20 protein-coding genes and 1 tRNA gene are annotated in these 21,707 nt (G+C 65.0%); 12 read left to right on the top strand and 9 right to left on the bottom strand.

The window, feature by feature from the left end:
* Positions 1-34: 34 nt before the first annotated feature.
* The gene (locus tag AC07PT_RS17545) at positions 35-1,465 is read right to left on the bottom strand and encodes an aldehyde dehydrogenase family protein (RefSeq protein ID WP_494657506.1); all 1,431 of its coding nucleotides are present in this window, start codon (positions 1,463-1,465) and stop codon (positions 35-37) included.
* Positions 1,466-1,662: 197 nt separating this feature from the next.
* Here AC07PT_RS17545 and AC07PT_RS17540 point away from each other — a divergent pair, with 197 nt between their 5' ends.
* Complete coding sequence (locus AC07PT_RS17540) at positions 1,663-2,505, top strand: helix-turn-helix transcriptional regulator (RefSeq protein ID WP_492346295.1); 843 nt, start codon at positions 1,663-1,665, stop codon at positions 2,503-2,505.
* Between the two features lie 11 nt (positions 2,506-2,516).
* Here AC07PT_RS17540 and AC07PT_RS17535 read toward each other — a convergent pair whose 3' ends face one another.
* Complete coding sequence (locus tag AC07PT_RS17535; RefSeq protein WP_494657505.1) at positions 2,517-3,083, bottom strand: hypothetical protein; 567 nt, start codon at positions 3,081-3,083, stop codon at positions 2,517-2,519.
* Positions 3,084-3,319: 236 nt separating this feature from the next.
* Between AC07PT_RS17535 and AC07PT_RS17530 the strand changes: the two genes are divergently transcribed.
* Positions 3,320-3,688: a hypothetical protein gene (locus AC07PT_RS17530; protein WP_492346297.1), complete on the top strand. Its 369-nt coding sequence runs from the start codon at positions 3,320-3,322 to the stop codon at positions 3,686-3,688.
* Entirely contained in the window at positions 3,685-4,143 is a 459-nt protein-coding gene (trxC, locus tag AC07PT_RS17525; RefSeq protein WP_494657504.1) for a thioredoxin TrxC, read from the top strand. The genes AC07PT_RS17530 and trxC overlap by 4 nt, the downstream gene beginning before the upstream one ends.
* Positions 4,144-4,170: 27 nt before the next feature.
* Here trxC and AC07PT_RS17520 read toward each other — a convergent pair whose 3' ends face one another.
* The 4 genes from AC07PT_RS17520 to mfd all read right to left on the bottom strand — a co-directional run bounded on the left by AC07PT_RS17520 (position 4,171) and on the right by mfd (position 10,405).
* Positions 4,171-5,415: an MFS transporter gene (locus AC07PT_RS17520; RefSeq protein ID WP_494657503.1), complete on the bottom strand. Its 1,245-nt coding sequence runs from the start codon at positions 5,413-5,415 to the stop codon at positions 4,171-4,173.
* 54 nt (positions 5,416-5,469) lie between these two features.
* Complete coding sequence (gene serB, locus AC07PT_RS17515) at positions 5,470-6,186, bottom strand: phosphoserine phosphatase SerB (protein ID WP_492346300.1); 717 nt, start codon at positions 6,184-6,186, stop codon at positions 5,470-5,472.
* 70 nt (positions 6,187-6,256) lie between these two features.
* Positions 6,257-6,898, bottom strand: a complete 642-nt coding sequence (locus AC07PT_RS17510; RefSeq protein ID WP_494657502.1) for a hypothetical protein — start codon at positions 6,896-6,898, stop codon at positions 6,257-6,259.
* A 15-nt stretch (positions 6,899-6,913) separates the two neighbouring features.
* Positions 6,914-10,405 carry a transcription-repair coupling factor gene (gene mfd / locus AC07PT_RS17505; protein ID WP_492346302.1) on the bottom strand — a complete coding sequence of 1,164 codons (3,492 nt, stop codon included), beginning with the start codon at positions 10,403-10,405 and terminating at the stop codon, positions 6,914-6,916.
* 161 nt (positions 10,406-10,566) lie between these two features.
* On the opposite strand from mfd, the gene ispD reads away from it, so the two are divergent.
* Together ispD and ispF are read left to right on the top strand one after the other, a co-directional pair.
* Positions 10,567-11,253, top strand: coding sequence for a 2-C-methyl-D-erythritol 4-phosphate cytidylyltransferase (gene ispD, locus AC07PT_RS17500; RefSeq protein ID WP_494657501.1), 687 nt, complete (start codon positions 10,567-10,569; stop codon positions 11,251-11,253).
* Positions 11,250-11,726: a 2-C-methyl-D-erythritol 2,4-cyclodiphosphate synthase gene (gene ispF, locus AC07PT_RS17495; RefSeq protein ID WP_494657500.1), complete on the top strand. Its 477-nt coding sequence runs from the start codon at positions 11,250-11,252 to the stop codon at positions 11,724-11,726. The genes ispD and ispF overlap by 4 nt, the downstream gene beginning before the upstream one ends.
* A gap of 40 nt (positions 11,727-11,766) precedes the next feature.
* Here the strand turns inward: ispF and AC07PT_RS17490 are convergent, their stop codons facing one another.
* A complete protein-coding gene (locus tag AC07PT_RS17490) occupies positions 11,767-13,155 on the bottom strand; it encodes an ATP-binding protein (RefSeq protein WP_492346661.1) in 1,389 nt (462 codons plus the stop codon).
* Between the two features lie 114 nt (positions 13,156-13,269).
* A complete protein-coding gene (ompR, locus tag AC07PT_RS17485; protein ID WP_492346305.1) occupies positions 13,270-14,001 on the bottom strand; it encodes an osmolarity response regulator transcription factor OmpR in 732 nt (243 codons plus the stop codon).
* A gap of 265 nt (positions 14,002-14,266) precedes the next feature.
* On the opposite strand from ompR, the gene AC07PT_RS17480 reads away from it, so the two are divergent.
* A complete protein-coding gene (locus AC07PT_RS17480) occupies positions 14,267-14,980 on the top strand; it encodes an SIMPL domain-containing protein (RefSeq protein ID WP_492346662.1) in 714 nt (237 codons plus the stop codon).
* Between the two features lie 77 nt (positions 14,981-15,057).
* Here AC07PT_RS17480 and AC07PT_RS17475 read toward each other — a convergent pair whose 3' ends face one another.
* Positions 15,058-15,840, bottom strand: a complete 783-nt coding sequence (locus AC07PT_RS17475; protein WP_492346306.1) for a 3-hydroxybutyrate dehydrogenase — start codon at positions 15,838-15,840, stop codon at positions 15,058-15,060.
* Positions 15,841-15,912: 72 nt separating this feature from the next.
* Between AC07PT_RS17475 and AC07PT_RS17470 the strand changes: the two genes are divergently transcribed.
* The 6 genes from AC07PT_RS17470 to AC07PT_RS17445 form a co-directional block, all read left to right on the top strand.
* Positions 15,913-16,833 (top strand): alpha/beta fold hydrolase, encoded by a 921-nt coding sequence (locus AC07PT_RS17470; protein ID WP_492346307.1) that lies wholly within the window; start codon positions 15,913-15,915, stop codon positions 16,831-16,833.
* Between the two features lie 5 nt (positions 16,834-16,838).
* On the top strand, positions 16,839-19,052 hold the full coding sequence (locus tag AC07PT_RS17465) for a RelA/SpoT family protein (RefSeq protein ID WP_492346308.1): 2,214 nt from the start codon (positions 16,839-16,841) through the stop codon (positions 19,050-19,052).
* Positions 19,053-19,136: 84 nt separating this feature from the next.
* Positions 19,137-19,213: transfer RNA gene (locus AC07PT_RS17460), tRNA-Val, on the top strand.
* Between the two features lie 311 nt (positions 19,214-19,524).
* Positions 19,525-20,055, top strand: coding sequence for a polyhydroxyalkanoate synthesis repressor PhaR (gene phaR / locus AC07PT_RS17455; protein ID WP_492346309.1), 531 nt, complete (start codon positions 19,525-19,527; stop codon positions 20,053-20,055).
* Between the two features lie 75 nt (positions 20,056-20,130).
* Positions 20,131-21,543 (top strand): 30S ribosomal protein S12 methylthiotransferase RimO, encoded by a 1,413-nt coding sequence (gene rimO / locus AC07PT_RS17450; protein WP_494657499.1) that lies wholly within the window; start codon positions 20,131-20,133, stop codon positions 21,541-21,543.
* Positions 21,518-21,707 (top strand): hypothetical protein (locus AC07PT_RS17445; RefSeq protein ID WP_494657498.1); only part of this gene is annotated, 190 nt, incomplete at its 3' end. The genes rimO and AC07PT_RS17445, both read left to right, overlap by 26 nt.

Below are 21,707 nucleotides of genomic sequence, written 5' to 3'. Positions count from 1 at the left end.
CGGGATTGGCTGGCCCCAGCGTGCCCTTTGGGCATCATTTCTTCAGGCTGATGACCCGGGTCTGGGTGACGCTCTTGAGGCCTTCCAGACCAAATTCCACCCCCAGCCCCGAGCCCTTGAGGCCGCCGAATGGCACCATGGGGTGCACGGCCCCGTGCTGGTTGATCCACACCGTGCCGGCCTGCAGGCGCAGGGCCACGGCGCGGGCCTGTTCGGCATCCCGACCCCAAACTGAGGCCCCCAGGCCCACGTCAAGCCGGTTGGCGCGGGCCACGGCGTCGTCCAGATCGCGGTAGCGCACGATGGGCAGCACCGGGCCGAACTGCTCCTGGTCCACCAGCGGGGCACCGTCGTCGATGTCGGTGACCAGCGTGATCGGGAAGAAATGCCCAGGTCCACCCGGGGCCTTGCCGCCGCACACGATGCGGGCACCGCCGGCCTTCGCGCTTTCCACCAGCGACACCACCTTGTCAAACTGCATGCGGTTCTGTATCGGGCCCATGGCAATACCGGGCTGCAGGCCGTCGCCCATGGGCATGGCCTGGGCCAGGCCGTGCAGCGCGCCAACCACGGCGTCGTGCAAGGCGGCGGGGACGTACAGGCGCTTGATGGCTGCGCAGGTCTGGCCCATGTTGAGAAAGGCCCCCCAGAACAGCCCCATGGCGATCTCGGCCGGGTCGGCATCGGGCAGCACGATGGCGGCGTCGTTGCCGCCCAGCTCCAGGGTGCAGGCGCTCAGTCGCTCGCCGGCCAGGGCCGCGATGCGGCGGCCCGTGGCGGTGGAGCCGGTGAACAGAATCTTGCGCACGGCGGGCTGGCTCACCAGGGTCGAGCCGACGTCGCCCGCACCGGTGACGGTGTTGAGCACGCCCGGGGGCAGGGCCGCACTGATCAGTCGGACCATCTCCAGGGTGCCGATGGAGGTGTGCTCAGAGGGCTTGATGACCACCGTGTTGCCGGCACGCAAGGCCGGGATGATCTGCCAGATGGCGATCATCAGCGGCCAGTTCCAGGGCGCGATGGCGGCGATCACCCCGTAGGGCTGGCGGTGCACCTCGTCGCGCCGGGTGTCGTCTTCAAAGGCCACTTCAACGGGCAGTGCCAGGCTGGCGGGCATGCGGGTCCAGACCTCGCAGGCATAGGCCTCGAAGCGGGCGCCGGGTACCTGGTCGGGGCCCACACCGCCGAGTGGCTTGCCCTGCTCACGGGTGATCCATTCGGCCAAGTGTTCCTGTTGCGCGTGCAGGATGTCGGCCACCCGCACCAGGGCGGCCTGCCGTTCGGCATCGGGCAGGGCGGCCCAGGCGGGCTGGGCGGCCTGGGCGGCAGCGACCGCCTGGGCCACCTGCTCGGGGCTGCTTTGCGGCACCAGGCCCAGCAGTTCGCCCGTGGCCGGGTTGCGGGATTCGAACGTGGTGGACGACAGCACGGGTTGGCCGGCAACGATGTTGGGGTAGGTTTTCATGGCGTGTGATCAAAAAGGGCTGGGCCGCACCTGGTACGGGCTGAGCCCGGTGAATCGATGGGTGACAGCGTCTCTGCAGTATGGGCAGGCCGGTGCGCTTTGGCATCGCGAAGATTCGCACTCGGGTTAACCAGCGCCCCTCGCCCTGCGGGATGCTCCCTATTGCCAAGCTGCTGAGCGTCTTTAGATTGGCGGCCATGACCGATTTGCTGCTCATGGGTGAGCAACGCCATTGGCGCCAGAAGTTGTTGGAAGGCCCGCAGGCTCTGCGCTGGCGCCCGGCGCGCGATCTGGCGGCCCAGTTGCTGCTTTACCTGGACGACCCGACCGCCTGCTGGCGCCTCACCACCGACTGGATGCTTGAGACCCTGCGTGCCGACCGCGTTGATGCCGGTCTGGGCGGCTATGCGCTGGCGGGAACGGGGCCGCTTGACTATGTGGTGCTGGCCGAAACCCGGCGGCCTGGCCGCGACATGGCCTCCATGCTGGGCCAGCGCTTTGCGGCTGACGAGCAGGGCGTGCGCGAGGTCTGGCGTCGGCGCATCGGGCTGGCGGTGCCCAGTGTGGCCCGGGAGCGCAGCATGGCTGAGCCCCTGCGCGAGCGCCTGCTGCGCTCAGGGGCGGCGGCCAAGATGGCGCTTCCCTTGCATGCCGGCGGGCCGGTCGGCCTGATCTGTGCCGACTGGCAGCACGAGACGCCGCCTTGGCAGGGCGAGGTCTGCGACGAGCTGCCGGCCTTGGCGGGCCAGGTGATCGGGCCCTTGCTGGCCTTGGCCACCGAGGCCAACGCGTCAGACCGAGCTGAATCTGCGCCGCGGTCAGCCTCTCTTCATCCGGTGCTGGCCCTGTTGACACCGGCCGAACGCCGGGTGGCCGAACTGGTGGCCATGGGCCTGAGTTACAAGGAGGTGGCGCGGCGCCTGGGGCGCTCGTTGTCCACCGTCGATCACCAGTTGCGCAGCATCCGAGGCAAGGCCGGGGTGGCCTCGACGGCGCGGCTGGTGCGCCTGCTCAACGCCCCGGCGGGCCAGGGCCTGTGAACAGGCTCTGATCAATAGGGCAGCCGGAACCCGTTGCGCCCGGCGTTGATGCGGGTCGCGGTGGCTTCGCCATCCAGCACCTGGGCGCTCAAGGAGACACTGGCCCCGGGCACGAGCAGGCTGCGGTCGGCGGGCCTGAAGGTGACCACCGGTGTGCCGGCCGGGACCTGAAGGGTTTTCTGTCCACCCGCATAACGCAATTGCAGGGTGCGCCCGGCGGGCGCGCTGACCACATCGGCCACCGTCGCATTCGTCATGGTGCTGTCGGCCTGCAGGTCAAAGGGGCGGTGCCCTTCGCCCAGGCCCCGGGCGGATTCGGGGAACACGGTGACTGCGATGGCCTGCAGGCTGCCATCGGCCTGGGGCCGAGCCGCCGTGCCGATGAAGCTGCCGGCCTGCACCTCCGCCAGGGTGATGGGGTAGACCTCGGCCACGCTGAGCTTCGCGCCCAGCGCCAGCGACACGGTGTCACCCTCGCGGGTGAGCACGGTGATGCGGTCTGGCCCCACCTGCTGCAGCGTGCCGCGCAGCCGTCGCACGTCCGAAGGGGCGGTCTGTGCCCACCCGGATGAGGGCACGAATGGCCAACTGGCGAGGCCCAGCAGAAAGCGCCGCCGCGCTCCGGGGGGGCGGGGTGTGGGGGGGTTAGAGGATGAGGGCGAGCGTGTTGAGGTGTGCATGGGAATCCTGGCTGCCGGGTGGATCCAGTGTAGGGGCGCCCTTCCACCGGGTTGCTGCCAGGGTCATCCGAGGCGGCACGGGTACGCCAGAAAGCCCTCTTGCAAAGGGCCGACCCATCCCCAATTGCCAAGACATGAACACGATCCGAACCGACTTCACTCCGCTGGCCGTCCTGGCACAAATGCTGGACCGGCTCGACATCTCCCCCAAAGCCGCAGATCCGTTGCAATATCGGCTGCTGGCGCAGCGCGCCACACAGATGCTGCACGATCTGAGTGATCGGGCTGAAACCCAGGAAGGCCTGCAGGCCTTGCTGCGCCAAAGCCCGGCCCTGAGCCTGCTGTACGAAAACCTGCACTACGGCGAAGCCGGCCTGTGTCGCGCACCGCTGGCGCAGGCCGTGGAGGCCGAGGTGGCCACGCGCCAACTTCTGGGCCGCTTGGGCCCTCTGGGGTATTTGGGCCCGCAGTCGGCCAGCCGCGAGCCCGGAGCCCCGGCATGAGCCCCACTGCTGCGGCGACGGCGCTGCATGTCGTCTGCCCCCATTGCCACACCACCAACCGCGTGCAGATGGCTCAAATGGGGCAGTCACCTGACTGTGGGCAGTGCAAGCAGCCCCTGTTCGGTGGTCATTCGCTGGCACTGGACGATGTGGCCTTGTTTGAGCGACACATCGGACGCAGTCAGGTGCCGGTGCTGGTTGACTTCTGGGCACCCTGGTGTGGCCCCTGCCGCATGATGGCGCCCGCCTTCGAGCAGGCCGCACAGCAGCTGGAGCCGCACTTTCGCCTGGCCAAGGTCAACACCGAGGCGGTGCCGGCCCTAGGCCAGCGCTATCAGATCCGCAGCATCCCAACCTTGGCCCTGTTTGTCGGGGGGCGCGAGGTCGCCCGCCAGCCCGGTGCCATGGGGGCTGCCGACATCGTGCGCTGGGCGCACCAGCATCGCCCTGCCTGAGATCGCACCACCTGAGCGCTGCCTCTCTCAGCGCACTGCGTGGGCGGCTGGCAAGCCGCGAAAGGCCGCGGTGCCGAGCAGCAACATGCCCATGATCGTGTTGTTGACGGCCACAAAGGTTTCGATCTGGTGCGACTGTGCCCAGGCGGCCACAGCGCCGGTCACCCACTGCATGAGGGCGATCCCCAGGAACATGGCCATCGTGTAGACCGCCAGGGCCCGCCCCGTGAGTTCGGGCGGGTAGGACGCACGAACATCGGCGTACTGCAGAATGATGAAGCCGCTGCCAAAGCCGATCACCAGGCTGGCCAGCACGCTCACCCAGGCCAGCGGCGACCAGGCCAGCAGGCCGAACAACAGCGCCAGCACGGTACTGAAGCCGACGATCCAGCGCCGGCGTTGCGCCCCCTCCAGTTGCAGGCGCCCGAACAAGGGTGGCCCGAACAGGCCCACCACGGACACGGCCAGCGCCACGTTGCCGCACTGCACCAGGCTGAAGCCGTGGCGTTGCAACAGCATGGGGCCCAGCCACAGACCGCGCAGGCTGATGAAGGAGGCGTAGGTGACGGAGGCCAGCGCCAGGATGCCCCAGGTGTGGGGCAGGGCGAGCAAGCGCGCCGCACTGCGCAGGGCCTGCGGCACCGATTCGGTTGGCGTGCCTGAGGGCTGCCCAGGCTCACGCACCCCCACCCAGGCGCAACACCAGGCCAGGGCGGTGGCCACGCCCAGCACCGTGAAGCCAGCGCGCCACGAACTGATCTCGATCAGCCAGGCCAGGGGCGTGCCCGTGATCAGCAGGCCCAGTCCGCCCAGGCCCATCACCAGCCCGGAGACCGCCGCAAAGCGCTCGACCGGGAAGCGGCGCGCAATGTACACCGTGCACACCAGAAAAGCCGGTGCGCAGCCTGCCCCGATCAGGGCTTGACCCAGCAGCAGCGTGCCCAGGCCGGGGGCCAGTGCCGACACGATGGATCCCAGCACGGTGAGCGGCATGGCCAGCAGGATCGTGCGGCGGATGCCGTACAGGTCGATGCTGATGCCCATGAAGATCTGCAGCGCCCCGAAGGCAAAGTGAAAGAGGCCCGCAAACAGGCCCAGTTGGCTGGTCGACAGCTGAAAATCGGCCTGCAGCGGCGCGGCCATCATGGCGGCTACCGTGCGGTAAGCCTGGCTGAGCGTGAATCCCAGGCACAGGGTGAGCAGCATCACCCAGCGCTGTCGTTGCTGGCCAGGCAGCGAAGGACCGGGTTGGGTGGGGGGCGGAGGGGGCATGGCGGGCATCGCGCCATTCTGGCGGCAGTGCCCCAACCCCACTGTCACCCGGGTTCAGCCCCGGCGGCTGAGCTCCAGCAGGCGGTCAAGCCCGCCCTGGTTGATGGCCACCATGGCTTCGGCACGCACGCGGGGCTTGGCGTGGTAGGCCACCGACAGGCCGGCCACCGCCATCATGGGCAGGTCGTTGGCGCCGTCGCCCATCGCGATGGTCTGGCTGGCGGGGATGCCCATCAGGGTACTGACCTCGAGCAGGGTGCGGCGCTTTTCGGCACCGTCACAGATGTCGCCCCAGGGTTGGTCGACCATGCGGCCCGTCAGCACGCCGTCCTGCACCTCCAGCACGTTGGAGCGCGCAAAGTCGATGCCCAGGCGGGCCCGGATGCGGTCGGTGAAGAAGGTGAAGCCGCCGCTGACCAGCAACACCTTGAGGCCGGCCGCCTTGCAGGCCGCCACCAGCTCGGCAGCGCCTGGGTTGAGTTGCAGCCGTTGCTCGTACACCTGAAGCATGTGTGCCTCGGTCACGCCTTTGAGCAGGGCCACGCGCTGGCGCAGGCTCTCTTTGTAGTCGGTGATCTCGCCGCGCATGGCGGCCTCGGTGATGGCCGCCACTTCGGTCTTGCGGCCGGCGGCATCGGCGATCTCATCCACGCACTCGATGTTGATCAGGGTGGAGTCCATGTCGAAGGCAATCAGCTTGTAGCTGCTGAGGTCGAACGGGGGCGTGAAGCCCTGGATCACGAGGCCGGGGGCGAATTCTTGGGTGCTCATGGGTGCCATGCTGAGTTGGTGTGATCTGCGAAATGAAGTGTGATTTTGCCTGTGCGGGGCGGCAGGCATTTCAGGGTTGTTTGAGGTACAGCCCATCCGACCAGGTGGCGAGCCATTGCGGGCGGAAGGCCACGAAGCTGGCGGCCAGCATGCCGGTCATGAAACCGTCGGCCCAGGCCATGAGCCAGTGGGCAATGATCGACAGGTCGCCGCCGACACCGGGCAGTTCGTGACCCAGCCACTGGCCCAGCACGGTGGCCGCGAAGTTGCATAGCACGGTGCCCAGAAAGGCCCGGCCCAGGGTGTAGACGAAGAGGTGGGGCCCGATCCAGCGCCGGATGGCGGCCCCCAGCAGCAGGGCCAGGGTGGCGGGCAGCACGCCCTGCCAGAACGCCATGTCGATCATGGCCGATGGGGTAAGGCCGGCCAGCAGGCCCGCCAGCAGGGCCACACCGGTGAGCACCGGCACGGCCAGCGGCCAGCCGAGCATCAGCAAGGCCAGGCACGCCCCTGACCACTGCAGTTGCAACGGCATGGCGTGCAGCGAGGGCAGGGCCCACAGGCCCGGCAGCAGCACCAGGCAGCCCAGCACGGGCGACAGCAGGGCGCTGCCGGCCATCAGGCGCCAGGGGCGCAGCCACAGGGCCAGCAGCAGGGCGGCGGCGAGCAGACCGGTCTCCAGGTCCAGCAGCCAGGGCAGGGCAGTGTCCATGGCAGGCCCGATGGATCAGGCCACGGCCAGGGGTTGGCCCAACTGGCGCAGGATGTCACGCACAGCCTGGGCACGGTCCTTGGGCTCTTTGACCTCGCGCTCGATGCGCAGCTTCTCGTTGCCCGCCAGTTTGATGTGGCGGTGCTTCTGGATCAGCTCGATGATGCGCATCGGGTCGATCGGCGGGTTGGACTTGAAGGTGATGGTGATGACGCCAGGGGCGGCATCGACCTTGACCACGCCGTAGGGCGCGCTCAGCACGCGCAAGCGATGCACGTCGATCAGGGTTTGGGCCTGGGCCGGCAGTTTGCCGAAGCGGTCGACGATCTCTTCGAGCAAGGTGTCGATCTGATCCGGTGTGCGGGCCGTGGCCAGCTTCTTGTAGAAGGACAGGCGCAGGTGCACATCGCCGCAATAGTCGTCGGGCAGCAGGGCCGGGGCGTGCAGGTTGATGTCGGTGGTGACCGACAGCGGGGCCAGCAGGTCGGGCTCTTTGCCGGCCTTCAGGCTGCGCACGGCCTCGGACAGCATCTCGTTGTAGAGCTGAAAGCCCACTTCGAGCATGTTGCCGCTCTGGTTTTCGCCCAGCACTTCGCCGGCGCCGCGGATCTCCAGGTCGTGCATGGCCAGGTAGAAGCCGCTGCCCAGTTCTTCCATGGCCTGGATGGCCTCCAGGCGCTGGGCGGCGTGCTTGGTCAGGCCCTCGATGTCGGGCACCATCAGGTAGGCATAGGCCTGGTGGTGGCTGCGGCCCACGCGACCGCGCAACTGGTGCAACTGGGCCAGGCCGAACTTGTCGGCCCGGCTCATGACGATGGTGTTGGCGCTGGGCACGTCGATGCCGGTCTCGATGATGGTGGAGCACAGCAGCAGGTTGAAGCGCTGGGCCACGAAGTCGCGCATCACGCGCTCCAGCTCGCGTTCGGGCATCTGGCCATGGGCGATGGCGATGCGGGCCTCGGGCAGGATTTCTTCGAGCTTCTGGCGCCGGTTCTCGATGGTCTCGACCTCGTTGTGCAGAAAGTAGACCTGGCCGCCCCGCTTGAGCTCGCGCAGCACGGCCTCGCGGATGACACCGGTGCCTTCGTTGCGCACAAAGGTCTTGATGGCCAGGCGGCGCTGGGGTGCCGTGGCGATCACGCTGAGGTCGCGCAGGCCTTCCAGGGCCATGCCCAGGGTGCGCGGAATCGGGGTGGCGGTGAGGGTGAGCACGTCCACCTCGGCACGCAGGGCCTTCATGGCCTCTTTGTGGCGCACGCCGAAGCGGTGTTCCTCGTCGATGATCAGCAGGCCCAGGTTCTTGAACTTGACGCTTTCGCTGAGCAGCTTATGGGTGCCGACCACGATGTCGACCGTGCCTTCGGCAATGCCCTTGGCGGCCGCGCTGATCTCTTTGGCCGAGCGGAAGCGGCTCATCTCTGCGATCTTCACAGGCCATTTGGCAAAGCGGTCCACCAGGGTCTGGTAGTGCTGCTCGGCCAGCAGGGTGGTGGGGGCCAGAAACGCCACCTGGCGTCCGCCGGTCACGGCCACGAAGGCGGCCCGCAGGGCCACCTCGGTCTTGCCAAAGCCCACGTCGCCGCAGACCAGTCGGTCCATGGGGCGGGGGCTGATCATGTCCTGGATCACGGCATGGATGGCGGCGCGCTGGTCAGCGGTTTCTTCGAAGCCGAAGTCGTTGGCAAACACCTCGTAGTCCTGCGGCGAGTAGCGGAAGGCATGACCTTCGCGGGCCGCGCGGCGGGCATAGATATTGAGCAGTTCAGCCGCCGCATCGCGCACCTGTTCAGCGGCTCGGCGCTTGGCCTTGTCCCACTGGCCACTGCCGAGCTTGTGCAGCGGGGCCTCGTCGGCACTGACGCCGGTGTAGCGGCTGATCTGCTGCAACTGGCTGACCGGCACATACAGCACGGCCTTGTCGGCGTACTCCAGGTGCAGGAACTCTTGCATGGCCGGTGTGCCATCGGGGTTCTTGCCCTGGCCCAGATCCATGTTGACCAAGCCGCGGTAGCGCCCGATGCCGTGCTGGGCGTGCACCACCGGGTCGCCCACGTTGAGCTCGGCCAGGTCCTTGATGAGGGCTTCAACGTCGCTGACCTGCTCTTGCTTTTTGCGCCGACGGGTGGTGGCACCAGCCGCAAACAGCTCGGTCTCGGTGACGAAGTCGATGCCGGGGGCCAGCCAGCGAAAGCCCACGGTGAGGGCCGCGGTGGCGATGCCCAGGGCTTCGGTGGTCTCGGCCTCGAACTCGGCCAGTGAGTCGAAGGCCGGCGGGTTGACGCCGCCCGCACGCAGGAAGTCGAGCAGGCTTTCACGCCGGCCATCGCTCTCGGCCAGCAGCAGCACGCGTTGGGTGCCCGGGTTGGCCAAATGGGCCTTGAGGCGGGCCAGCGGGTCTTCGGTGCCGCGCAGCACGGACAGGTCGCCCAGCTTCTGCACATTGGCGCTGTCGTCGACGTCGACCTGGTCTGGGCTTGCGGGCCGGATGGAAAGCTGGGCGTGCTCGTTGGCCCGGCCGTAGAACTGCTCGATGCTCAGGAACAGGGCCTCGGGTGGCAGGGCGGGGCGGTCAGGATCGCCCTGGATCAGGCGGAAGCGGTCCTTGGTGTCTTGCCAGAAGCGCTGGAAGGCGGGCTCCAGCTCGCCATGCAGTACCACCGTGGCGTCCGTGCCCAGGTAGTCGAACACGGTGGCCGTGTCGTCGAAGAACAGCGGCAGGTAGTACTCGATGCCGGCTGTGGCCACGCCGTTGCCCATGTCCTTGTAGACCCGGCTCTTGGTGGGGTCGCCCTCCAGCAGTTCACGCCAGCGGCTGCGGAACTTGGCGCGGGCCGCGTCGTCCATGGGGAACTCGCGCCCGGGCAGCAGACGCACCTCGGGCACGGGGTACAGGCTGCGTTGGCTGTCGGGGTCGAAGGTTCGGATGGAGTCGATCTCGTCATCGAACAGGTCCACCCGGAAGGGCATGGCCGAGCCCATGGGAAAGAGGTCGATCAGGCCGCCGCGCACGGCGTACTCGCCAGGGCTGACCACCTGCGTGACGTGGCTGTAGCCGGCCAGGGTGAGCTGGCCTTTGAGCTTGGCCTCGTCGAGCTTTTGCTTGACCTTGAAGTGGAAGGTATAGCCCGCCAGGAACGAGGGCGGTGCCAGCCGGTACAGCGCAGTGGTGGCGGGCACGATGACCACGTCGGCCCCGGTTTCCTTGTCGCGCTGCTGAATGCGCCACAGGGTGGCCAGGCGCTCGGAGATCAGGTCCTGGTGGGGCGAGAAGGTGTCGTAGGGCAGGGTTTCCCAGTCGGGAAACAGCGCACACCGCAGGCCTGGGGCGAAGAAGGCAATCTCGTCGATCAGGCGCTGGGCATCGCTGGCGTCTGCCGTGACGATGGCCGTAGGCCGGCCGGCGGCTTTTTCGCGCAAGCCCAGGCGGGCCAGCAACAAGGCATCGGCAGAACCCACGGGGCGGGGCAGGGCGAAACGTTTTCCGGGCGAGAGTTTGGGCAGTTCCATGGCGTCCAGCAATGGCAAACACCCCCCGTGACCAATGACGGGGGGTGTGCATCCGGGGATTTTAGAATGGGCGACTTGCTATGACCGATCTCACACCTCAAAACCCCCCTTCAGTTCTGGCTTCATCCCCAGCTTCGTCCTCCGCCTCGCCGCGCTGCTGGGTGCTCGTCCCGTGCGCGGGCTCAGGTTCGCGGGCGGGCTCGACCGGCCCCAAGCAATACGAGCCGCTGGCCGGGCAGCCTCTGGTGGCCCACACCCTGGGGGCTTTTGCGGCCACCCCAGGACTGGCCGGTGTGCTGGTGGTGGTGGCACCGGGCGACAGCACCCTGGAGCAGGCCGGCCTGGCCGAGGGCTGCCATGTGGCCGATTGCGGCGGGGCCTCGCGCGCCGAGAGCGTTTTGAACGGCCTGGGGGTGCTCAGCACCCTGGGCGCGGTGGGCGACGACTGGGTGCTGGTGCACGACGCGGCGCGTTGCCTGATCACCCCCATCCAGGTCCGCGCACTGATTGATGCCTGCTGGAGCGACCCGGTGGGCGGATTGCTGGCGCAGCCGCTGGCCGACACGCTCAAAAGTGGCGCCGCGGGACGGGTGGCCCGCACCCTGGACCGGCAGGACAAATGGCTGGCCCAGACGCCACAGATGTTCCGTCTGGGCCTGTTGCAACAGGCGCTGGGCGCCAGCGGGCTGGCCGTGACCGATGAGGCCGCGGCGGTCGAGGCCCTGGGCTTTTCGCCTTTGCTGGTGCCGGCGGCCGGGGTCAATTTCAAGGTCACCTACCCCGATGACTTTGCGCTGGCCGCGGCCGTGTTGCAGGCCCGCCAGGCGGCGCTGGGGGTGACACCATGAAGCTGCGTGTGGGCGAGGGCTGGGATGTGCATGCGCTGGTGGCCGGGCGCAAGCTGATTCTGGGGGGGGTGGAGGTGCCGCACACCTTGGGCTTGCTGGGCCACTCCGACGCCGATGTGCTCTTGCATGCCATCACCGATGCCTTGTTGGGCGCGGCCGGCCTGGGGGACATCGGGCGGCATTTTCCGGACACCGATGCTCGGTTCAAAGGCGCTGATTCGACGGTTTTGCTCGCCGAGGCGGCGCGGCGCGTGCAGGCACAGGGCTGGCGCATCAACAACATCGACAGCACAGTGATCGCGCAAGCGCCCAAGCTGATGCCTCACATCCCGGCCATGTGCGAGCGGATTGCCGCGGTGCTGGGCCTGGAGGTGTCGCAGGTCAACGTGAAGGCCAAGACGGCCGAGAAACTGGGGCCAGTGGGCCAGGGCCTGAGCATGGAAGCGCGGGCGGTGGTGCTGCTGCTGGCCTGAATCTGCCCCCTGGGCCCCAGGCGACTCATGCCACCTGGGTTCAGGCCCGCTGCAGCTTGATGTGGGCCGCCAGGCCGCCGCTGCTGCTGTTGGCCAGCACAAACATGCCCCCCATGCGCTGGATGGTCTTGTTGACGATGGACAGGCCCAGCCCGGCGCCGGTGGCGTGGGTACGGGCCGAATCACCCCGGAAAAAGGGTTTGACCAGGTCGGCCAGGATGTCCGGGGGCACGCCAGGGCCATGGTCGCGGACCTTGAGCAGAACCCATTCCTCGCGTGCACGGGCCGCGATTTCGATCACCGACACGGCGGTGCCGGGCGTCTTGCCGTAGCGGCGGGCGTTCTCGATCAGGTTGGACAGTACTCGGGCCAGCTCAACTTCGTCGGCCAGCACATGGGGGTCGTCCTGCAGCGAGACATGGATCTTCAGCTCAGGGTCGTCCTGCACCCCGTACAGGCAGGAGTCGACCACATCGGCCAGCCGCACCGTCTTGAGCTCCACGTGATCGGGGCGGGCGTAATCGAGGAACTTGTCGATGATGGCGTCGAGCTGCACGATGTCGGCCACCATGTGGTTGCGTGCATCGGTATCGGCAACGCTCATTTCGGTTTCCAGGCGCAGGCGAGCCAGGGGGGTGCGCAGGTCGTGGGAGATGCCGGCCAGCATGATGGCTCGGTCCTGCTCCACCTTGGCCAACTTTTCGGCCATGCGGTTGAAGCCGATGTTGACCTCGCGGATCTCGCTGGTGGCCACCTGTTCGTCCAGGTGGCTGGCGTCAAAGTCACCGTCACGCACCCGGTTGGCCGCAAATGACAACTGCTGCAAGGGTTTGTTGATCAGTCGGGCAATGGCGGCAGCACCTGCCAGGGACAGCACGGCGGCCGTGATCATCCAGATCAGCCAGGTTCGGCCGCTGGCCGGGCTGAAGCGGGCACGGTCCATCAACAGCCAATTGGAATCGCCATTGATCTCGAAGCCCACCCACAGGCCGGGTTCGTGGTTGACGCGCTGCGCGACCACGGTACCCGGGCCCAGGCGCTCGATGACCTCAGCGGTGACCCGCTGGCCCAGGGCGTTGTCGGCTTCGAACATTTCGAACTGGTCGTTGGGCTCGCGCGGCAGGATGCGCAGGCCCTCCTGATCGGCCATGGTCTTGATCAGGGACAGCCGTGCGATGCCGTCGGCATGCAGCAGGGCGGCACGGCTGAGGTTGACCAGCGAGGCGATTTGCTGGGCTGTGTGCAGGGCCCGGGGTTCAAGCTCAAGTGCTCGCAGGGTTTGCAGCCAGGCCAGAATGCTGCCGATCAGCAGGATGGCCAGCAGGAAAAAGGTGCGCCAGAACAGATTCAGGCTGACCCGAGCACGCGCACCGCGCGCTTGCTGGGTCATCTCCAGGGGTGCCGGACTGGTGGCATCAACCTGATTCATCGGCACATGGGTTTTCTTTTTTCTCACGTCGGGGTCTTCTTGGACTCGGTCGTTCTGCTTGGCGGCACCATGAAAAAACGGCGCCATGGGCGCCGTCGATTGACCTGGGGCAGCTCAGTTGCCACCGTCCGGCACAAACACGTAACCGACTCCCCACACGGTTTGAATATACCGCGGCGCGGCCGCATCCACTTCGATCAGTTTGCGAAGACGCGACACCTGCACGTCAAGGCTGCGATCAAAGGGCTCGAATTCGCGGCCCCGCGCCAGCAGCGCCAGCTTTTCGCGTGACAGGGGTTGGCGTGGATGGCGGACCAGCGCCTTCAACATGGCGAACTCACCCGTGGTCAGGGGCAGTTCCTCACCGTTGCGGTGCAAGGCCCGGGTGCCCAGATCGAAGGTGAAAGGACCAAAGGTGACCTGTTCGTTGTCGCCCGAGGGCGCGCCGGGGGCCTCTTGCGGTGGCCGGCGGCGCAGTACCGCATGGATGCGGGCCAGCAGTTCACGCGGGTTGAAGGGTTTGCCCAGGTAGTCGTCGGCACCCACCTCCAGGCCCACGATGCGGTCCACATCCTCGCCCTTGGCGGTGAGCATGATGATGGGGGTGCGGTCGTTGGCCGCACGCAGGCGGCGGCAGATGGACAGACCGTCTTCACCGGGCATCATCAGGTCGAGCACGATGAGGTCCACCGATTCGCGCAGCAGGATGCGGTTGAGCGCCTTGCCATCTTCGGCCACCATGACTTCAAAGCCTTCTTGGCTCAGGTAGCGCCTGAGCAAATCGCGGATGCGGGCATCGTCATCGACGACCAGAATCTTGTCTGTGCGGGTATTGGAAGTGTTCATGGCTTTGACCTGATTTGTAACAAGTGCGATTTTGAGACTTGTAACAACCAAAAGGCCAGCGTTTTGGGATCGATATCACATACTGTTACAGCGCTTTCGTTAGCTAGCCGCCGGTGTCCTACATGATGTTCAGCACTTGACGTTCGTCTTGTTGGAAATTGGTTCTTTCAGGCCGTTTTGGCCGTGATTCGCCCGATATCAGTGGTGTTTACCCTGGTTTCCTGGTGTTTCAATGATCAGGAGTTTTCACGTGTCTCAATCTTCTATTCTGCGAGGTCTGGTCTTGGCTGGTGGGGTGTGGGCCTTGGGCGGATGGGGGGCGCAGGCCCAGACCCTGTCGATGGCCGCTCCTCAAAACGTGGTGCAGCTGCAGAGTTCGGGCTCGGTGGAGGTGGTGCAGGATTGGCTGAGCCTGACGCTGGGCGTGGTGCGTGAGGGTGCTGACGCCGCGCAGGTGCAGGCCCAGCTGCGAACTGTATTGGAGCCGGCCATGAACGAGGCCCGAAAGCAGGCCAGGCCGGGCCAGGTCGAAGTGCGCAGCGGCGCTTTTTCTGTTTTTCCGCGTTATGGGCGCGAGGGCAAGATCAATGGCTGGCAAGGCTCCGCTGAAGTGATTCTGGAGGGGCGTGACATTCCTGCCCTCACTGCGGCAGCTTCCCGGATCGCGGGCTTGAACGTGACCCAGCTGAATTTCTCGCTCAGCCGCGAGCAGCGCCAGCAACTGGAGGCCGAAGCCCAGAGCCGCGCGATTCAGAGCTTCAAGGTGCGCGCGGCCGACCTGACCCGGCAGTTCGGCTTTGCCGGCTATTCATTGCGCGAAGTGAATGTGAGCTCATCCGATGGCGGGTATTCGCCGCGCCCGCGCCTGATGGCGGCCGAGGCGAAGATGGCTTCGCCGATGGCCGTGGCCGACCTGCCGGTCGAGGCCGGCCGCAGCACGGTGACGGTCACCGTGTCGGGTTCGATTCAGATGAACTGAGGCGTTTGATGCGGGCTGGGGCAACCCCCCGGGTGCCCCCGCCATTCCCGGCAATCCCAGGGAGTGGTTGATGCAGGTTACTGAGCTGTCCAGCCGCCGTCCATGTTCCAGGCCACGCCGCGCACGTTGTTGCCGGCGGGGGAGCAGAAGAACACGGCCAGCTCACCCAATTCCTCGGGCGTGGTGAACTGCATCGAGGGTTCTTTTTCACCCAGCAGGGCGCGCGTGGCCTGCTCGTTGGTCCATTGGTTGGCGGCCGCCTTGGCATCGACCTGCTTCTGCACCAGCGGGGTGAGCACCCAGCCTGGGCAGATGGCATTGCAGGTGATGCCGCTGGTGGCGTTTTCGAGGGCCGTGACCTTGGTCAGACCCACGACCCCATGTTTGGCGGCCACGTAGGCCGATTTCTCGGCTGAGCCGACCAGGCCGTGCACCGAGGCGACGTTGATGATGCGGCCCCAGTTCTTGGTTTTCATGCCGGGCAGGGCCAGGCGGGTGGCATGGAACGCGCTGGACAGGTTGATGGCCAGGATGGCGTCCCACTTCTCGACGGGAAAATCCTCCACCCGGGCCACGTGCTGAATGCCCGCGTTGTTGACCAGGATGTCGACGCCGCCAAAACGGGTGTTCGCGAATTCGATCATGTCGGCGATCTCGGCAGGCTTGCTCATGTCTGCGCCGTGGAAGGCCACCTGCACGCCATGGGCTTTGCCGGCTTCTGCCACTTCGGCCTGAGGCGCCGAGGCGTCGCCAAAACCATTCAGGATCAGGTTGGCGCCCTGGCGGGCCAGCGCCTTCGCGATGCCCAGACCGATGCCGCTGGTGGAGCCGGTCACAAGAGCTGTCTTGCCATTCAACATGAGGAATCTCCAGATCAATTAGGATGCAGTGAACAAAGATTATCGAGCCGAGAACTGGCCCTGGAAGGCACCATGAATGATCCTACGCTGAACTACGTAAGCTGTCCGGACGCCGATGGCGGGCACCGCATGGCCTATTGGGCTTGGGGTGATGCACAGGCCGCGCACGTGATTGTTTGCGTGCATGGTCTTTCGAGACAGGGGCGCGACTTCGATGTGCTGGCACAGGATTTGGTGGCCCGCGCCGGGCACCCTGTGCGGGTGATCTGCCCTGACGTGGTCGGCCGTGGCCACAGCGATCGGCTGAGCAACCCGGCCCATTACCAGATCCCGCAGTACGCGGCGGACATGATGGCCTTGCTGGCGCAGTTGCAGCAGCAGGCACCGATCGCGATCCTGGACTGGGTCGGCACCAGCATGGGCGGCCTGATCGGCATGGTTTTGGCGGGGCAGCCTGGCTTGCCCCTGCCGCAGCCTGTGCGTCGTCTGGTGCTCAATGATGTGGGGCCGGTGATCCAATGGAGTGCCTTGCAACGCATCGGCGCGTACCTGGGTCAGCCCGTGCAGTTTGCCGATGAAAAGCAGGCGGCTGCGGCGCTTTGGTTGATTTCCTCGGGTTTCGGGCCCCACACGCCCGAACAATGGCTCGCGCTGACCCGTCCCATGCTGCGTGAGTTGCCAGGCGGTGGCCTGGGTTTGCACTACGACCCGGCAATTGCCGTGCCCTTTCGCGCCTTGCAGGAAGAAGACGCGCAGCGCGGCGAGGCGGCACTGTGGCAGCTGTATGACCAGATCCAGGCCCAGACGCTGTTGCTGCGTGGGGCTCAGTCCGATCTGCTGTCACCGATGACCGCCCAGGCCATGGGCGAGCGCGGGCCCCGTGCGCGGGTGGTGGAGCTACCGGGCATCGGGCACGCGCCGACGCTGATTGCAGAGGATCAGCGTGATACGCTCGTCGCCTTCATTTTTGCTGCTGAAGCACCGCTTTCCTGATTCTGATGACCCCTCCGCCGGTGGAGCCTGTGGGCTCGCCTTATCGTTCTGAGCCGGTGGCGCCGCTGATTGCAGCGACCGCCCGAGATTTGCAGGGGCAGGCCGACATCCTGGCCCGGGCCCGCGCGTTTGCAGAACCTTTTCTGGTTGATCAGGTGCTGGTCTCGGGCGAGAGCACCCTCGCTCATGCCGACGCCGAGGCGGCCATCCTGCGCATGATCGGCGGCTCGGAGGCCATGCAGGCCGCCACTTACCTTGTCTACACCTGTGAGCACCTGAACAAGCCGCAGGAGGTGCTGAGCAAGGTGTTTGGTGACCAGTTCGCCACGCTGGCCGTTGAAACCACCCAGTTGATCCGCATCCAGCAGCAGGCCCGTGCGGCGCAGCAACTGCTGGATGATCCTGCTGTGCAGCATGAGAACGTGCGCAAGATGCTGCTCGCCTTCTCGCGGGATCTTCGTGTGGTCCTGCTGCGCCTGGCCTCACGCCTGCAGACGTTGCGGTACTACGCTGCCTCGAAACAGCCGATTCCGCCCAGCCTGGCCCGAGAGTCGCTGCACGTTTTTGCCCCGCTGGCCAACCGGCTGGGCATCTGGCAGATCAAGTGGGAGCTGGAAGACCTGGCCTTTCGGTTCATCGAGCCCGATACCTACCGGGAGGTGGCGCGCCTTCTGGATGAAAAGCGTGCCGAGCGCGAGGCATCGATGGCCGCGTTGCGCCTGAGTCTCGAATCCGAGCTGCAGACCCAGGGCATCCGGGCCAGTGTGCAGGGTCGCCCCAAGCACATCTATAGCATCGTCAAGAAGATGCGTGGCAAGGGCCTGGGGTTCGAGCAGGTGTTCGATCTGCGGGCGCTGCGTGTGATCGTGTCCTCGATCAAGGACTGCTACACCGTGCTGGGCTGGGTGCATGACCGCTTCACGCCCGTTGATGCCGAGTTTGATGACTACATCGCCAAGCCCAAGCCCAACGGCTATCAGTCCCTGCACACGGTGGTGCGCGATGAGGCTGGCAAGGCGATCGAGATCCAGATCCGAACCCAGGCCATGCACGACCACGCAGAGCACGGCGTGGCTGCTCACTGGGCCTATAAAGAAGCCGGAACCAAGGGCTATGCCGGGGTGTCGGCCAGCAGCGAGTACGACGCCAAGATCGCCGTGCTGCGGCAGTTGCTGGCCTGGGAGCGCGACCTGTCGGGCACCCAGCCCAGTGGTGGGCTGTTTGAAGATCGCATCTATGTGCTGACACCCAATGCCGCCATCGTCGAGCTGCCCCAGGGGGGCACGCCGGTCGATTTTGCCTACGCGGTGCACACCGACGTGGGGCACCGGTGTCGCGGCGCCCGCATCGACGGCGCCATGGTGCCCTTGAACACCTCGTTGCAAAACGGTCAGACGGTTGAGATCGTGGCTGCCAAGGAGGGCGGGCCGTCGCGGGATTGGTTGAATGCCGAACTCGGCTTCTTGAACAGCAACCGCGCCCGCGCCAAGGTGCGGGCCTGGTTCAACGCTCAGATCACGCATGAGACCATCGCCCGAGGGCGCGAAGCCGTCGAGAAGCTGCTGCAGCGCGAAGGCAAGACGGCGATCAAATTGGTCGACCTGGCGTCGCAGTTGGGGTTCAAGTCAGCCGATGCCTTGTTCGAGGTGGTGGGCAAGGATGAGTTCTCGCTGCGCAACATCGAGAACCTGCTGCGCCCGCCTGAACCGGTGCTGGAGCCCGATGATTACCTGCTGCTGAAGAAATCGCGCAACGTTGAAAAGGCCCCCAAGGGCGGTGTGCTGGTGGTGGGGATTGATTCATTGATGACCCAACTGGCCAAGTGCTGCAAGCCCGCACCACCGGATGCCATCGGCGGCTTTGTGACCCGGGGCAAGGGCGTCAGTGTGCATCGGCTTGATTGCAGCAACTTCCGTGAAATGGCTGCGCGCAGTTCTGAGCGGGTCATTGAGGTGGAGTGGGGGCGGGCCAAGGGCGAGGACCTGGCTCGGTATCCGGTCGATGTGGCCGTCGAGGCGGCCGATCGACAAGGGTTGCTGCGCGACATTTCAGAAGTCTTCGCCCGCGAGAAGACCAATGTGATTGGTGTGCAGACGCAGTCCGTCAAAGGAACAGCCTGGATGACTTTTACGGTGGAGGTCTCGGATTCGGCGCGCCTGAGCAAGGTGTTGTCGCTGGTGGCTTCAGTCCCAGGAGTGAGGTGGGCCAAGCGCCGTTGAGTTGAAGCGGGAATTTCAACTTTTTTGTGTTTTTTCTAAAAACAGGAAATTTCAGCTGTATACTCTACATTCTCGAATACAGACAGGCGCGTAGCTCAGCTGGTTAGAGCACCACCTTGACATGGTGGGGGTCGTTGGTTCGAGTCCAATCGCGCCTACCAGTTTATCCGAGCGAAGATAACCAGACTTCGCAACATCGGTAAACTGACCCGGAAGCCCAAGTGCTTCCAAACTTGAAAAGCCACCCAATGGGTGGCTTTTTCTTTTTCTGCTTTCGATCTGATCCGCATTCTCGCTGCGCTGCGCTGTGGCGGTGCTGCAGCATTGGGTCGGGAAAGATTGTCTTTGTTCGTGGCGTTCGGGTTGACAATAGACGGTCAGGGTAAACCTTGGCTGTCGCCTCGGGTGTGCTCCCTAGAATGTGACGATCCCATCGATATTTCGGTCTGTCCAGGATCGAGGAGCCTCATACGTGCAAAGCAAGAAAGCAGCCGCCAAACCGTCTCAGCGGATCATCAAGAAGTACCCGAATCGGCGCCTGTACGATACCGACACCTCCACCTACATCACTTTGGCTGAGGTGCGTCAGTTGGTGATGGACAGCGAATCGTTTGTGGTTCGCGATGCGAAGACGAATGATGATCTGACGCGAAGCATCCTTTTGCAGATCATCCTCGAGGAGGAGGCGGGTGGCGCCCCCATGTTCACGGAGGCGGTGTTGTCCAGCATCATCCGTTTCTATGGGCATGCCATGCAGGGCTTCATGGGTTCTTACATCGAAAAGAACATCCAGGCCTTCTCTGACATGCAGACCCAGTTGACGGCTCAATCCAAGAGTATTTCGCCGGAGATGTGGGCGCAATTCATGAGCATGCAGTCGCCCGTGCTGCAGAGCATGATGGGTGGGTACACCGAGCAGTCCAAATCTCTGCTCACTCAGATGCAGGAGCAGATGCAGAAGCAGACCGAGCAGATGCTGGGGGCTTTTGGTCTGAAGCGCTGAGTTTTTTCGAGGCCTGGGTGGCGGGTATTGCGCTGGCCCTGGCCTGTTGTCGGCAAGAACTGGGACAATACGCCGATGAGTGAAGTTCTTGTTCCCCCCTCTCCCGCCGGTTCGGCCCAGCCAGTCCCCCGTGTTGGGTTCGTCAGTCTTGGGTGTCCCAAGGCGTTGACCGACTCCGAATTGATCCTGACCCAGCTCAGTGCAGAGGGTTATCAGACCTCCAAAACCTTTGAGGGTGCCGATATCGTCATCGTCAATACCTGTGGATTCATCGATGACGCCGTCAAGGAGAGTCTCGACACAATTGGCGAGGCTTTGGCTGAGAACGGCAAGGTGATCGTCACGGGTTGTTTGGGGGTCAAGCAGGCTCAGGGTGGGGAGAATCTGGTGCGCCAAATGCACCCGAGCGTGCTGGCGGTCACGGGGCCTCACGCCACTCAGGAGGTGATGGATGCAGTGCATCAGCATCTGCCCAAACCCCACGATCCTTTCATTGATCTGGTGCCCAATGCCTTTGGGGAGGCAGGCATCAAGCTGACCCCGCGTCACTATGCGTATTTGAAGATCAGCGAAGGCTGCAATCACCGTTGCACTTTCTGCATCATTCCGTCCATGCGTGGCGATCTGGTTTCGCGCCCTGTCGGTGATGTGTTGAAAGAGGCTCGCGCCCTTTTCGAGGGGGGGGTGAAAGAACTCCTGGTGATCAGCCAAGACACGTCTGCCTATGGTGTTGATGTCAAGTACCGCACTGGATTCTGGGATGGCAAGCCGGTCAAGACCCGCATGCTGGAGCTGGTGCAGGCCTTGAGTGAGTTGGCTGAGCCGCACGGTGCCTGGGTTCGTCTTCACTATGTCTATCCCTATCCCAGTGTGGATGAGATCCTGCCCTTGATGGCGGCAGGTCGGGTGTTGCCGTATCTGGATGTGCCGTTCCAGCACAGCCATCCGGAGGTGTTGAGGCGCATGAAGCGTCCGGCCAGTGGCGAAAAAAACCTGGAGCGCATTCAGCGTTGGCGCGAGATCTGTCCTGAGTTGGTGATCCGCAGCACTTTCATTGCTGGCTTTCCTGGCGAGACGGAAGAAGAGTTTCAGCACCTGCTCGATTTTGTTCGCGAAGCTCAGATTGATCGCGCTGGTTGCTTTGCGTACAGCCCGGTTGAGGGTGCTGCAGCCAACGATATCCCGGGGATGTTGCCGCCTGAGGTGAGGGAGGAGCGTCGCGCTCGGTTCATGGCGGTGGCTGAGGAGGTATCGATCCAGCGCCTACAGCGCCGTGTCGGGGCCACCATGCAGGTGTTGGTGGATTCTGCTCCGGCCATGGGGCGCCGTGGTGGGGTGGGGCGCAGTTATGCGGACGCGCCCGAGATTGATGGTGTGGTGCGTCTGTTGCCGCCCGAGAAGATCAGCAAGACACTGAAAGTGGGTGAGTTCACTCGGGCTCGCATTGTGGCTGCCGAAGGGCATGACCTGGTCGCACTGCCGATCTGAAGCCGAAACGCCGAACTCTTTTCGGCTTCATGGTATCGCCCTGGGCATTGCATGGTGCCCGGGGCTTTTTTGTGGGTCGACTATTTTTGATTTTGAACTGAAAAACAAAAAAGCCGCTGAAACAGCGGCTCTTTGCTTATATTTATCGAAGACTGGTGCCCAGG

The sequence above is a fragment of the Curvibacter sp. GW821-FHT09D12 genome, from assembly GCF_059416245.1.
This window is presented reverse-complemented; position numbering and strand designations above follow the sequence as displayed.